The following is a 15,541-nucleotide window of genomic DNA, read 5'->3' as shown; positions in this document are numbered from 1 at the left end:
CCTATAATATATTTTCAGGTAAAACTATTTTTATGCTAGTACCTTTATTTATCAAGCTACTTATTTCAAATTCAAAATTATTTTCATATAATGATTTTAGCTTAGAATAGACCATCATTAATCCACTCATTTCATATTTATGATATTCACTAATCTTATTTTTAAGTTTATTTAAATCTTCTTCATTTAATCCTTCACCATTATCATTAATTTCAATTATTAGGTTATCTTTATATGCTTTTAAAATAATATCTATCTTCATATCTTTTTTCATATTCTTAAATCCATGAGTAAAACAATTCTCTATAATTGGTTGCAAGCAATTGATTGCAATATATTTATTTCTCATATTGGTTGTTATATGAAAAACAACTTCTAGTTTTTCTCCATATCTTAGTTTTTGTAAACTAATATAATTTTGCAAATAGCTAATTTCATCTTTTAATTCAATAAAATTTATTTTATTTGTTGACGTATATTTTAACATTTTAGAAAGGTTCATTATACTCTCATATGTTTTTAAAGATTTCTCTTTTACAGCAAGACTTGCTATACTATTTAGCGTATTAAATAAAAAATGATTATTAATCTTTATATCTAACATTTGATCTTTTAATGACTTTAATGATTCTTCTTCCTTATTTTTTAAAGTATAAGAATTTTCTATAGTTATACCTAATTTTTTTATTTGCTGTATTATAGCATTTAGAGTACCTTTGGGTGTAATTTGCATAAAATTGTGTAATTGATTACTAGATGATGATGTTCGAATATGTCCAGCTTTAATCATTCCAATAATTTCATTATCAAATATAATAGGCATAGTGAATATGGTTAATCCATGAGGACATACGAAAGCTGATAAATCTGTATTATTTGGTGATTCATATCCATTATTAATTTTATAAATACAACAGTTTTCAATATTTTTATCAACTGAGCACTCAGATGTGCATATTTCAGGATAGTCTCTACTTGAGATAATAATATTTCCATTTGAATCAAAAATAGAAATTGGTATTTTTAATGGTTCTGCTATTGTTTTATATATAGTTTTTATTTCTTCTTTAATTTTTGTAATATCTTGATATGTTTTATGTTTAGCAGAGATATTTCTCTTTTTTGGTAATAGATTTTGTTCATAATTAACAGGAACTGACATAACAAGTTGTTTTATAGGTTCATCTCCTGTATTTATCGTTTCATGAACAGATCCTGCTTCAATATGATAGATACGGCCTGCATTTATATCGCTGATTTTATCTTCAATACGCTGAATTCCATTTCCAGACAATACATATATAACTTGTTCATTACCGTAATGTATATGACTATGTTGACGTTTATTTTGAAAAATCGTAGTTATTCCTACGTTTATTATATTCATAGAATTATTAGAACTAGGCTCATAAATCCACTCTATTTGTCCCCATTCGAAAAGTTGTATATTTTTTATATTCAAAGTTCATTCACCTCTAAATTAGTCTTTTTCAATTTTATTTATTTTTTCAATTCATTAATATAGTTCGATATGAACCTATTCTTTCCCTATACTTAAATTAGGATCCACTTATTTCTAAATAATTATTTCATAAATTCAACATTATTTATATTAACTATTTTGACTTTTTATTTAACAAAAAATTCGTCTACTCGCTAACGCGGTGACTCATGTCGCCAACGATCCTTACAGGCTCCGTTGCTCAAAAATAGTTGCAAGTGTAATCCTTCTATCAATTTTATAGATTGAACGAAAATTTTATAATATCTTAGTATATAAAAAAATATTTTAACTCACCATAAATGAGTTAAAATATTTTAAAATCATAAAAATTCAATGTTTAGTTTTCTTCTATATCTGTATCCTTAACTATAACCGAATTAAGATTCTTAAAAATAGACTTTACCTTATTGTTACTAATTTTTGAGTTTTGAATGGAAATATTTCTTGATAAATTAACATCAAATAAAGCAGTATTTGATTGATCAAATGCTTGTTCAGTATCATTATCATATATATCACAATTGTCAAATTTAACATTATCACTATTACTTATATATATAAGTTCACCAAAAGATGTAGTTTCACTAAGTGTACTATTCTTAAACTCTATATTACTAGAATTATCTATAGTCATAAGATCATATGTACAATCTGTAATAATTGAATCAACAAAGTTTAATTTATCTACTCCATATAAATTCAAACCTTCTGTTCCACATCCGAATAGTCTAGATTTTTCAATATTTATATCCACACAGTTTTTAAATACAAATACACCTCCAGTACAAGATCCTTTATCAGTGGTATGTCCCACATTAATATTTTTAAAATTTAATTTACTACAATTTTTAAATGTAAGCACATTTGCATACCTTGGTTCTACTAATATATCTGAATATCCCGAGTCTTGGCCTTGTATACTGAAATTTTCTATATTTTCTAATACTAATTCATACCCATCATATACTTTTCCCCAATGCACATTAGGATTTTTTATCTCCCTAGCTCTAATACTTGAAAGATTAAGAGAAACACCTTCTCCAATTATAATCTTTCTATTAGATCCAATAGCATCTATAAATTCCTGAGCATTATTCACTATTATCGTTTCTACACTTTTAATTGAAATTGTTTTTGTTTTATCATCCCATGATATAGTAGCATCTAAACTCTCTCCAATAAATCTTAATGGAACCATAGTCTTTCCATTTATTATTTTAGCAGGTGTTTCTAATTGAATTTTTTCACCATTTTTAACACCATAGTTACTATCAATAGTTAAAGATATGTATGTATCACCTTTAGTTGCTATCACTGTTTTACTTTTTTCATCCCAAGAAACTTTAGAATCTAATGCTTCAAATATTTCTCTTACTGGAACTAAAGTTCTTCCATTTACTATAGTTGGATTCACATCAAAATGTAGAGCTTTATCATTAAGAATTACTTTAATTGGATTTTCTGCAAAACTAACATTATTTACAGAAAAACTAACAAAAAGAATTAACGCGAATAATTTAATAAATTTTTTCATTATATCCCCCTCTATATTCTCTTATTTATATATTCAATATATTTTATCAAATTTTTACTTTTTATTCCATATTCAGTTTTTCACTTATCTTCCCACCCTACTGAAATTTTATTTACGTTGTTTTAATTCAATTGATCCTTCTTTTTTATTTCAGCGGTAATCCATATAATAATAGGAAAAATCACTTGAAACGGAAAATGATAGTACGGCCATATGTCCGTATTAAACTCATAATAATACAATATACTATCATACTGAAAATAAGATAGATTAATTACTAATAAAGAAATAGGTGTTATGATAAATCGATAGTCTTTATATCCAAATACTTTAGTAATTCCTTTACAAATACATAGTAATAATATACTTATTTTAATAAAACCACCTAATATAAATGTCAAAAATACAATTACTTCTGCACCTTGAAATAAGTTACCTAGTTCTACTTTTGATGCAGTAGCATGAGTAGGGTAATATACATTTGTTGCAGTATTTACTCCTATAACTAAAATATTAGTTATAGAAAGTATGGATACAAATATTCCTCCTATCAATAAGCCTATTATGTAAATTTTGTAAGGAGATTTCTTTGTTTTAAAACTAAAAAAACCCATAGTAAATACTACTATTTGGACAAGTGGAAAAGTAAATGCACTAAAAGCGCCTTTTAAGACTGGTTTAAATCCTTCACCTAATATAGGGGTTATATTATCTATATTCATATCTGGAATCAATAATATTATCATAATAAAAAAAGAAATAATAGGTATAAGTACGAAAAATTCTGCCCATTTCCCCAAAATTTCAATACCCTCCTTTATCCCCCACGCACACAAAATACAAAGACTTATGATGGGTATGATTTGAGGGGTATTTTGTAAGTTAACTATTCTAATGAATTGTCCATAATTCACTAAAATGTCAGATGCAAAAAAAAATACAAACCATGTATATAATAAAATCATTATTTTTCCGATGAACTTTCCAAAACAAATTTCAAGAATGTCAAACAAGTCTTTATGTGGAAATATGTAGTGAAGTCGAGAATATATAATCAACATAGGTAATACCATAAGTATTGCTAAAATAAAAGCCAACCAAACATCTTGTTTAGCTTCAAGCCCCATTACAAATATAGAAGTGGACCCTATTATAAACAAAATTACAATTGATATGCCTTGTTTATCTGAAATAACTTCTTTGTTCATTACTTGTTCCTCCAAATTTAGTTATCTATTGTATAAAAGTAAATAATATATTTTGTATTTTTCCCCAATTAACTAAATTTATTAAGAAATACTTCTTCCTCTGTCTTTTCCAATGTTTAAATTATAGACTATTTAATTTATTAGCTTATCTAAATTTTTTAAAAATTATTTTGAAAATAGTTCCCTTATTAACTTCTGATTCTATTTCTATTTTATGTCCTAATCTTTTGCATACTTCACTTACAATGTATAGTCCCATTCCAGTTGATTCACCAAATACTCTTCCATTTTCTCCTGTATAAGATGGTTCAAATACTCTTTTAATATCCGTTTTTGGTATTCCAACGCCTTCATCCTTAATTTTTACAATACTACTATCATATTTTTCATAGATTTCTATTGATACTTTTTTGTTTTCACTAGAATATTTAATTGCATTGATAATTACTTGATGAATTACAAATTTCATCCATTTAAAATCAGTTTGAACAAAAAAAGAAGATTTTATTTTAACTTCTGGATATATATGCTTCTTAATAAATACTCTTTTAAGATTATTTACAACATCAAAAACTAATACTTTTAAATCTACTGTTTCTACTTTAAAATCATGTTCAAAATTATCAATTCTAGCTAAATACAGAGCAGTATTTAAGTTATTCTGAATACGATCTATTTCATCACGAATATTTATAATATAAGGTTCATCTTCATTTTCTTGAATTATTAGTTGAATTACAGAAATTGGAGTTTTCATTTGATGAACCCAATGATTCATAAAAACCAAATGTTGTTTTTGCTTTTTTACATAATTCTGTATTTCGCCTTGATATAAGCTATACTGTTTTTTAAATAAATTCTCTAATTGTTGTGCATTAGAATCATTACCTATATCACATAAATATTCTTCAATCTGATCAGGAGGATTATTTAATATACAATACATTTTTTTATTTTTATAATACTTATATATTAAATAACCAGTCATAATAAAAGTTGTTATAAATATAAAATAGAATATGTTAGTTATACTTTCAAAGCCTCCAATATTATTATAAAAAATCAATAAAAAAATAAAGTTAAAGAAATATATACATATAAATCCCAAATATTCTCTCAAAAAAAGTTTCATCACTCATTCCTCCAAGTTATATCTAATCTATATCCTACTCCTCTAACTGTTTCTATAGCATCTTTAATTCCAATTTGTTGAAGCCTCTTTCTCAACCTAGTTACATTTACATTTAAAGTATTCTCTTCTACAAAATTTTGATCATCCCATAATTTTTCTAAAAGATATTCTCTACTTACTACTTTAGGGTATTTATTTAATAAAGATTCTAGTAATATTTCTTCTTTTTTGGTAAGTATAATACTATTATCCTTAAAGTTAAGTTCTAATCTTTCTGGATATAAAGTAAGTTCATAAAATTCGATTATTCTTTCTTTTGTTGACGTAGCATATGCACCATATGTTCGTCTTAACTGACTTTTTATTTTAGCAGTTACAACTTCATAAAAAAATGGCTTTGTAATATAATCATCTGCTCCACTTTCTATTGCCATAACCTGATCCATTTGACTTTCGCGAGCAGATATAAAAATAATAGGGCAATTTGATACTTGTCTAATCTTTTTGCACCAATAATATCCATCATATTTTGGTAGATTTATATCCAGTAATACTATGTGAGGTTTGTTTAGTTCAAAACTATCTATTACTTTTTCAAAATCTTCTATTCTTACGGTTTCATATCCATACTTTTCCATATGCGAGCATAGAAGATCTTCTATTCCTTTATCATCTTCTACTATCATTATTTTATAATTCATATTTTCACCATCCTTATTCAAGTGTATAATTTAATTTTAACCATTTACCTATAAAATTGTAACAAAAAAAATAAATTACCATCTTCAAAATTAGATAGTAATTTATTTTTTCATTAAAACTTATCTTTAGTTATATTATGATGTCCTCCTAGTAAAGATAATACATCTATGATTTTTTGAAAAAATTGTTCTCTACTTTCTCCTGCATGTATCTCATTATAGAGTTCTCCATCTTTAATAAAAACCACTCTATTACAATAACTAGCAGCTAAAGGATCGTGAGTTACCATCATAGTTGTTACCTCATAGTCTTTATTTATACTTTTAAATAAGTCCATTACATCTTTAGATGCCTTTGAGTCTAAATTTCCTGTTGGTTCATCAGCAAGTAATAAAGATGGAGAATGTATAATAGCTCTTGCAATTGCCGCTCTTTGTGCTTGTCCTCCTGACACTTCAAAAGTTCTTTTATTAAGAATTTCTTCAATTCCAAGTTTTTTTGAAACATTTTTAAGTTTTTTATCCATTTCAGATATTTTGCAACCTTCTAACGTTAATGGTAATACTATATTTTCTTTAATAGTTAATGTATCTAATAAATTAAAATCTTGAAATACAAATCCAAGCTCATTTCTTCTAAAAATAGCTAGATCTGAATTTTTTAATTTATATGGATTTTTTCCATTTAGTAAAACTTCTCCAGATGTAGGACTATCAATTGTAGATATCACATTAAGAAGAGTTGTTTTTCCACTTCCCGACGGTCCCATAATTCCTACAAACTCACCTTTTTCTATCGTAATATTAATATTTTTCAACGCATTATATACTACTTTACTTCCATATATTTTACTAATTTCATTTAATTTTAATATTTCCATCATACTTCACCCCTTATCTAAAGCTTACACTATGTTTTTCAATAAATAATTTATATATTTATTTCTTATAATTAAAAAGTATATAATCTGAACAACAGCAAATACTATTAAAACTTTTATTCCATGAATAAATATATCCGAATACAGCAGTTGTAATGGCTTCAATGCTACAAGTGTATGAACTACAGCAATTATATATGGTATAAAAAACAAGCAACCCATTTGAATTGTTGCAATTTTTTTCATTTCCTTGTCTGTAAGTCCTATTTTAGAAATATTATAATATTTCTGTTTTTCCTCACTTAAATCTGCATATAATCTAAAATACAAAAAGCTTCCAGCGGCCATAAAAAATATGCACCCTATAAAAAATCCTATATATAAAAGAAGTGAAGACATTTGTTTACTTAATTTATATTCATATGGTAACATCCAAAAATCTGGTTGTTCTTTATCTATTTTATTTTTAAGTTCTACTGATAAATCTACATATTTATCCCATTTTTCAATATAGTATCCATAAAAAACATCATTAATTTTTCCACTATTTTCCATTTGTTCAAAAATAGAATCTTCAACTACAATAAATGGTTGAAAAATGCCTTGAGGTAGAATTATTTGTTTTTTTGCCCCTACTACATTTAGTTTAATATCACTATTTTTTAATTTTATCATCTTATTAGCTAAATTTTCCTCTTCGTCAAATCTAGTAGCTATAAAAGCTTCATTTTTTTTCAATTCAATTTTATTAAACTTGAGTATATCTGCAATCTTATTATACTGTGAAAGTTTTATAAAACTTTGTTCATATTTTTCTTCTTCTATATAACCCATTTTAATAATAACTTCAGCTTTTTTATAGTTTACGTTATTTTTGTCAAGCTTATTTTCTATTGTATTTATATCTTCATAATCTTCTTTTATATCTTCTCTAACTCTATAATTTATTGCAAATGGAACATCTTCAGATAGTTCACTTTTCATATTACTATCAACTATATAAAAAGTAGATATCGAAGTAAATGCTACAGAAGATAAAATACTAACTAAAAAAAGCATTCTGGCATTATCTTTAATACGATACGCTAAATCAGATATCCAAAGCATATTAGTACGATTTAAGTAAAATTTTCTATTACTCTTAAGAAGTTTTATTATAAATATGCTAAGTTGAGAAAAAAATAAAAAAGTTCCTATTACTACAATTACTATAACTGGTATAACCAAATTGACTAGTGTGGCTGGTCTTGCTGTAAGAGATAGTGTATATCCCCCTAATATTAATATTGCTGATACTATAGACAATATAATAGATGCTTTTGGCTCTTTCTTTGGTTTTTTACTTCCCTTTAATAGTTCAATTATTTTATTTGTTCTAACTAAAAATATAGTAAAACTTGATATTCCTATAAACAATATTAGAAAACTAACAAAAGTTAATGCTATAGCTTTAAGCGGAAAATAAAATTTCATAGAATCTATACCTATAATTTTTGAAGACAGCATAAGAAAAAACTTAAAAAAAACAATTCCTAATGCTGTTCCTATAACTATTGATAAACTTCCTATAATCATATTTTCTATAAAAACTAATTTATTTAATTGTCTCTTTGACATTCCAAGTATCATTAAAGTTCCAAATTCTTTATTTCTTACTTTTAAAAATGTACTTACAGAATATAATACAAATAAAAATGCAAATATGAATATTATATATTCAGAAGCAATCATTGCGCTTTTAACTGATTTTTGAATAGTTTGATCACTTATATTTGGATGAAAACTAAATGCTGCAAAAGAAAAAAATATCATAACCGAAAAAATACTGCTAAAAAAATAGGCTAGATAAGTTTGTGAATTCCTTTTTACATTATTGAGTATAAATTGTTCAAATGTCACTTTTTTCGCCTCCTAAATTGTAAAAATAAGTTCATATATACCTTGTATATGAACTTATTTTCACAATTACTATTTTAATTTATCTGAATATTTTTTTTCCATTTCTTTTTCTATTACTTTTATTATTTTAGTATATCCTTCTACACCATCTCTACTTGGCAAACCACAATAAGTTACATGGCGATCATACCACCCTTGAATAACTTTGTCTTCATCATTATCATTTTCTTTGTTTAGTTTTCCTAAATACCAAGTCCCTAATTCTATATTTGTATCAATATCTTTCAACATCTCCCCTTTAAAATCCTTCATTCCCATTTCTTTTGCCCACTTTTTTGCTGCTGTATCCCTTATTTGCATTAATCCTGTTTTCTCCCCTTTTTTATATTTTCCACTTCTAAAATCACTTTCCTGTGAAATAATAGCTGCAACAAGACATGGATTAACCCCATATTTTTTTGAATATTTGACTATTTGTTTTTCATATTTTATCCTTACATTCTCATAAGAATTTTGATTCATTTCATGATACACTTCTTTTCCAAACATTAATGCTCCTACTCCTATTATTATTAAAATAACACTTAAAATTGCTATAATTTTCTTTTTCATTTTTATACCTCCATTTATTTTCTTTGTTGTTTACAATTTAAATTATAAATCAATCTATAATTACAAACTATCGATTTAAATTACACAAATATTACAAACTTGTAATAATCAAAAAACCACCTGATTTTCAAAATCAGATGGCTTTTAATCTAATTATTAAAGTATATAGTACTTCTAATAACTTTTATATCTGTATTTAATTTATTGATAAGATTTACCTCTTTAGATTCTTCATTTCTTTCAATATAGCTTAAAAGCAAATCACCTTCATAAAGTGTATCTTGTGAATTAATCTCTAGTTCACCTCTAATTACATACAGAACATCTGCTACGTAATCATACTTTCTTTTTTTATTATCAAATACTATCTTTTTTGAACTAAGCTTATCAATACATATATATTCTAAATCACCTTCACAATCATTCATCATTAGGTTAAAGTCTATTACTTTACCATAACTCTTTGTTTTCCAATCTCCACAGAAAGTATCTTGTTCAAATTGTTTAAGCTTCACACTATAGTGATTTTGATGTTCTAAAAGTAATTCCCCATCTAAAATCATTATTTTCCTTTTAATATTAGGTAGATGCGTAAATACTGATTCATCAATATCAACTCTTGCAGAGCTTAATCTCCACTTGAAATTGAGTTCCTTATACTCAGAATCATATGGATATATACATAGCTGTGTTGTAGTTCCCCCAGACCACTCACTTGTCTTATGTTCGTTCTTTCTTATAATTTTAATATTTTTCTCCATTCCAAATTCCCCTGCCTTTTTTTAATCCAACTGAATTAAGTTTCACTTTATAATTCTTGAAATGTATGCATATCCCCTTTGTATTTTTCATTAATTAATTTGTTTGAATACTTGTTGTAGTAATTTTACCATCTACTTTACTTAAATTTTTTATTTTTAGAGTTGGATTACTAATACCACATTCATCCAAAACATTTCTAAATACTTTAAATTCATTTCTCTTTATTACGACTTCAACTTTGTATCTTGCTTCTCCGTTATTGCCTCCAGCAAGAAAATGATTTACCGTATAACCTACCGATCTAAGTTTTTCTGCTATTGCAATCATTTTATCTTTATTGTTTAAAAACAAATCTACTTCTAAAATACCTAGTGCTAATCGTTCTTCAATTTTTGATCCTATAAAAACCCCTGCAGGTTTACCTAGTGCATATGCAATAGTAAAATGTATTCCCTTTGAACTAGTAACTTTATTGACTACCATTGCAAAAATCATCGCATCTATAAATACCAGAAAATAAACCGGATTCATAATTTTTTTTGATATTAATATAGATTTTAGTGTTGCTAAAATATTGGTAAAAGACGTTATTAGAAATAAACCAATAAGTGAAAATATAACTTCTTTTGTCATCCTGACACCTCCTTTTCTGCTTTTTTCTTAACGAAAATTATACTTATCTGCAATTTATACAAGAATATAATTTCCTATTCATTATCAAGTGAAACTAAGAATATATTAATGAATAATTAGTTATTTGATAAAATTTCATGATTAAAAACCAACCTCTTTATGCTAAATATGTATATTATGTAAAAATATAACAATTCTTAACAACACAGGCTACCCTATGAAAAATCAAATAAAATCAATTATACAATTTTTTCATTTAAGTAATTTAAATATTTCATCTTGGAAATTCAATAATAGAATAAACGTGATTTAATAACTCGAATTTTTTAAGAATTATTAACATAAAAAAGAAATGAATATACATTTTTGTTTTATATTAATAATAAAATGAAAAGTATTTTAATAATAACTTTTGAATTAATGGTAAGTTTATTTTTTTAAATCATTTGTATTCCTACTCAGCTTTATCTTAGTAACAAGTCAACTTTTTGTATTATATATTATTGACTACAAAAAGTCAACATAATAATTTTAACAGCAAGTTCAAAATTATTTTTAGAATAGTTTTGTAGATTTAAACGAGTTAAATGTAAAAAGACTTATAAATATAATTATATTTATAAGCCTCATTTTTACTATATATTATTGTTTACAAAGACGTTCTACTTTCACAGTACTCACATTTATACTCTTTATTTTCCTCATTAACTAGTAGAAACTCAACTTCATCTATGTTCTCAACAGTAGTTATACATCTTGGGTTTTTACATTTAAATATTCCCTTTACTGTCTTTGGAATTGAAAGCTTTATTTTTTCTTTTATCTTCTCGTTTTCTATTACATTCACAGTTATATTCGGATCTATTATTCCAAGCACTGTAAAATCTATGTTTATTTCATTTTCGATTTTTATAATATCCTTTTTATCCATGGCATTCGAGCTTACATTCTTAAGAAGTGCCACCGAATAATCTGCTTTATGAAGTCCTAATTGCTTAAATATCTTATATCCACATCCAGCCTTTATATGATCTATTACTATTCCTTTTTTTATACTGTTTATATTAAGCATCTATATCAACCCCCAATAACTTCATAATTAAAGCCATTCTAACAAACATTCCGTATCTAGCTTGTTCAAAATACACAGCTCTAGGATCATCATCTACTTCAGTTGATATTTCATTTACTCTTGGAAGTGGATGCAGTATAAGCATATCTTCTTTTGCAGTTTTCAATTTATCTTTTGTAAGTATATAACTGTCTTTAAGTCTTAAATATTCTTCTTCATTTATAAATCTCTCTCTTTGAACTCTAGTCATATAAAGTATATCAACTTTATCTATTACTTCTTCTAAGCTTGAAGTTTCGTAGTAGTTTCCTTCTATTTCTTCTTTTATATAGTCTGGGATCTTAAGTTCAGATGGGGATATGAATACGAACTTTATGTTTTGGTATCTTGCCATGGCCTTAACTAACGAGTGAACAGTACGACCGAATTTTAAGTCTCCACAAAGTCCTATTGTAAGATTGTTTAAATCTTTTTTTAAAGATTTTATAGTAAGTAAATCAGTAAGAGTTTGAGTAGGATGTTGATGTCCTCCATCACCTGCATTTATTACAGGTATATTTGAATGTTTAGCTGCTAAATATGCACTACCTTCCTTTGGATGTCTCATAGCAATTATATCAGCATAACATCCAACAGTTCTTATAGTGTCAGCAAGTGATTCTCCCTTTGATACAGAAGATGATCCTGGCTCAGAAAAACCTACTAAGCTTCCACCTAACCTAAGCATAGCAGCTTCAAAACTAAACCTAGTTCTAGTTGATGGCTCATAAAATAATGTAGACAATAGCTTTCCTTTACAAACATCAACATATTTTTGTGGATTTTGAATTATTTTTTCACCAAGACTTAATACTGAATCTAACTCTTGTAGTGAAAAATCATTTGGTTGAATTAAATTTCTTCCTTTTAACATAATATTACCCTCCTTTACAGCCTCTCTGGACTACTTTAAAAGATCTCTATATTAAAAAATGCCTTTCTACTATAGAAAGGCATAATTACAGACATAATTATTATAAATATGTACTTAAAGTACACATTTAAATTTATCCATATTTACAACCTTCCTAGCCTCTCTGGACCAGTATTAAAGATTCATTTTATTAATAATTATCGTACCATTATACATATTGTATGTCAATATATTTTATAAGGATATATTTGGATATTATTATTCCATTTCAACTTTAACTCCTTTATCCTTTAACTTTTGTATGAATGTATATTGTTTTTGTATTTTACAGTCGTGTATACTTACTTTTTTCAGATTTTCAAGTTCAAATACTTTAGATACATCAAGTGGATGAATATAATCCAAATAAAGTTCTTCAAGATTTTCAAATTTTTCTATCCCATCAAGAGTGGATATTTGAGAATAGTAAATATATAGCTTTTCTATATTTTCAACTGATTTTATACAATTTAAATTTTCCATATACTCCACACTACTTATATCCAATTTTTTTAAGTTAGTGAATTGTTCTAAATTATATATTTTTCCATATTCCGGGTGTCCTATTTCAAGATTTTCTATATTATTGACTTCTGGTATAGATTTTAAATCATTTAGATCCATATGCCATAATCCCAAGTCTTTTAGTTTCTTATTTTTTGTTAAAGGAGAAAAATCATTTATTTTATAAGCACCTGAAATGTTTAGTTCTTTTAAATTAGAAAAATACTCTATACCCTCTATACTATTTATATCTGCTGATCCATATATATCTAATTCTTCAATATTGTTCAAACTAGAAGACTCTATCTTATCTTTTATATCATACTGATTTGATATATAATTTCTAAAATTGATATCCTTTATTATATTGTTTGATTTAATATAATAATCTGTATAAAAAAATATTAATAACAACGATACTATGCTAACTGAAAAAATTATCTTATATTTATCAAAACTATTATTATATACGATAATTAAATAGGAGCACCCAACTATAAAAAATAATATATAGTTAGGTATATTCATCGAAAATCTAAATAGTACATAATTCAATACCATAATCATAGGAAGAACAGATTTTATAAATATCCTTTTAAAGATACCTTTTCTTGATTCTTTCTTAAGTTCACCTATTATTACCCATATAATAATACATACCCAAATAAATGGAACTTCACCGTCTACTGCCATATTTGTATAAAACAGATGAACTACCATAGCTATAATTAAGATAGATGTATAAAAAAACAACTCTTTTTTACTAATTTTAAAGCCCTCCATATTATCCCCCTTGCTATAATAAATCTCACATTATATAATATTTTTTACTATAAATTCAATTTGTACATATAATTATTCTTCAAATAGAGGTATCTTGGGAGGTTCTATTATTTCAACTTGAATTCCATCCGCCTTTAGATTTTGTATAAATTCATCCTGTTTATATATATTACAACTTTCCATAACTACTTTCTTTAAATTTTTCAGTTCAAATATTTTAGATACATCAGTTGAAGAAATCTTGTATAAACTTAGTTCTTCAATCTTTTCAAATTCTTCTATTCCATCAAAAACCACTATTTGAGAATCTCCAAGACCTAGCCTTTTTATATTTTTAGGACCTTTAATACAATTCAAATTTTCCATATAGTCTATACCTTGAATATCCAGTTCTTTTAGATTCGAGAAATTTTTTAGATTCTCTAACTCCCCATATTTAGGATATACAATTTCAAGATGTTCTAAAGATCTAAGTTCTTCTATAGATTCTAAATCATCTAAATCCATATACCATAGCATCAAATAATTGAGTTTATTTAACTGTGGCATCCAAGAAAAGTCATTTATTTTATAGGCATCATGTATATATAATTCTTTAAGATTTTTAAAATACTCTATACCCTTTATGCTATTTATGTCTGATACATCTATACTAAGCTTTTCTATATTCTCTAGATCACTAGGTTCTATCTTACCTTTTATACCATATTCTTTTGATATATATCTTCTAAAATTAATATCCTTTATTATATTGTTTGATTTAATATAATAATCTGTGCAGAAAAACAATAATAACAAAGATATTATACCAATAGAAAAAATCATCTTATATCTATCAAAACTTGTTCTGTAGATAATGATTATATATATGCAAAGAATTGTAAAAAACACTATATAATTTGGTATATGTATTGAAAATCTAAACAATACATAGTTCAATATCATAATAATAGGAATACTACATCTTATAAGTATTCTTTTATATATATAATCTCTTGATTCTTTAATTAATTCTCCTATTACTCCTACTATAAGCAGACCTATCCAAATACCTGATAATTCACCGTCTAATAATAGATTCTCATAAAATAGATGTACTATCATAAATACAATTACCATCATTGTAAACCCAAATATATCTTTTTTACTAGTTTTAATGTGACGCATATTATCCCCCTAGTTATATAGACTTTCTATTTATATAATATCATCATTCTTACTTTTTTTACCATAAGTCATATTTATTATATTACTTAATTTTTAAATATGGTTTTAGATTTTCACTATCCCTACTTTATCTATAAACTCAAAACAAAAAAATGAGGCTAATTGAAATGTTAGCTACTTTTTAGTTAACATTTTTT

14 protein-coding genes are annotated in these 15,541 nt (G+C 25.5%); all 14 read right to left on the bottom strand.

The features are described from left to right. Position 1 precedes the first annotated feature (1 nt). Positions 2-1,462, bottom strand: a complete 1,461-nt coding sequence (locus tag P4S50_RS03165) for a histidine kinase (protein ID WP_277733055.1) — start codon at positions 1,460-1,462, stop codon at positions 2-4. Positions 1,463-1,841: 379 nt separating this feature from the next. Further along, the gene (locus P4S50_RS03160; RefSeq protein ID WP_277733054.1) at positions 1,842-3,038 is read right to left on the bottom strand and encodes a stalk domain-containing protein; all 1,197 of its coding nucleotides are present in this window, start codon (positions 3,036-3,038) and stop codon (positions 1,842-1,844) included. Between the two features lie 122 nt (positions 3,039-3,160). Continuing rightward, positions 3,161-4,246, bottom strand: coding sequence for a GerAB/ArcD/ProY family transporter (locus P4S50_RS03155; protein ID WP_277733053.1), 1,086 nt, complete (start codon positions 4,244-4,246; stop codon positions 3,161-3,163). A 145-nt stretch (positions 4,247-4,391) separates the two neighbouring features. Further along, the gene (locus P4S50_RS03150) at positions 4,392-5,378 is read right to left on the bottom strand and encodes a sensor histidine kinase (RefSeq protein ID WP_277733052.1); all 987 of its coding nucleotides are present in this window, start codon (positions 5,376-5,378) and stop codon (positions 4,392-4,394) included. After that, positions 5,378-6,079 carry a response regulator transcription factor gene (locus P4S50_RS03145; protein ID WP_277733051.1) on the bottom strand — a complete coding sequence of 234 codons (702 nt, stop codon included), beginning with the start codon at positions 6,077-6,079 and terminating at the stop codon, positions 5,378-5,380. The genes P4S50_RS03150 and P4S50_RS03145 overlap by 1 nt, the downstream gene beginning before the upstream one ends. A gap of 113 nt (positions 6,080-6,192) precedes the next feature. Next, positions 6,193-6,960 carry an ABC transporter ATP-binding protein gene (locus tag P4S50_RS03140; RefSeq protein WP_319023204.1) on the bottom strand — a complete coding sequence of 256 codons (768 nt, stop codon included), beginning with the start codon at positions 6,958-6,960 and terminating at the stop codon, positions 6,193-6,195. Positions 6,961-6,984: 24 nt separating this feature from the next. Next, the gene (locus P4S50_RS03135; RefSeq protein ID WP_277733049.1) at positions 6,985-8,859 is read right to left on the bottom strand and encodes an ABC transporter permease; all 1,875 of its coding nucleotides are present in this window, start codon (positions 8,857-8,859) and stop codon (positions 6,985-6,987) included. A 69-nt stretch (positions 8,860-8,928) separates the two neighbouring features. Then, entirely contained in the window at positions 8,929-9,471 is a 543-nt protein-coding gene (locus tag P4S50_RS03130; protein ID WP_277733048.1) for a transglycosylase SLT domain-containing protein, read from the bottom strand. A 149-nt stretch (positions 9,472-9,620) separates the two neighbouring features. Next, positions 9,621-10,232 (bottom strand): HutD family protein, encoded by a 612-nt coding sequence (locus P4S50_RS03125; RefSeq protein ID WP_277733047.1) that lies wholly within the window; start codon positions 10,230-10,232, stop codon positions 9,621-9,623. 94 nt (positions 10,233-10,326) lie between these two features. Then, a complete protein-coding gene (locus tag P4S50_RS03120) occupies positions 10,327-10,866 on the bottom strand; it encodes a DUF5698 domain-containing protein (protein WP_277733045.1) in 540 nt (179 codons plus the stop codon). A 649-nt stretch (positions 10,867-11,515) separates the two neighbouring features. After that, positions 11,516-11,938, bottom strand: coding sequence for an aspartate carbamoyltransferase regulatory subunit (locus P4S50_RS03115; protein WP_277733043.1), 423 nt, complete (start codon positions 11,936-11,938; stop codon positions 11,516-11,518). Then, complete coding sequence (pyrB, locus tag P4S50_RS03110; RefSeq protein ID WP_277733042.1) at positions 11,931-12,851, bottom strand: aspartate carbamoyltransferase; 921 nt, start codon at positions 12,849-12,851, stop codon at positions 11,931-11,933. The genes P4S50_RS03115 and pyrB overlap by 8 nt, the downstream gene beginning before the upstream one ends. A gap of 258 nt (positions 12,852-13,109) precedes the next feature. Further along, entirely contained in the window at positions 13,110-14,177 is a 1,068-nt protein-coding gene (locus P4S50_RS03105; protein WP_277733041.1) for a leucine-rich repeat domain-containing protein, read from the bottom strand. 72 nt (positions 14,178-14,249) lie between these two features. After that, positions 14,250-15,344, bottom strand: coding sequence for a leucine-rich repeat domain-containing protein (locus tag P4S50_RS03100; RefSeq protein ID WP_277733040.1), 1,095 nt, complete (start codon positions 15,342-15,344; stop codon positions 14,250-14,252). Between the last annotated feature and the right edge of the window lie 197 nt (positions 15,345-15,541).

Source organism: Tepidibacter hydrothermalis (assembly GCF_029542625.1).
GTDB classification, from domain to species: Bacteria; Bacillota; Clostridia; order Peptostreptococcales; family Peptostreptococcaceae; genus Tepidibacter_A; species Tepidibacter_A hydrothermalis.
This window is presented reverse-complemented; position numbering and strand designations above follow the sequence as displayed.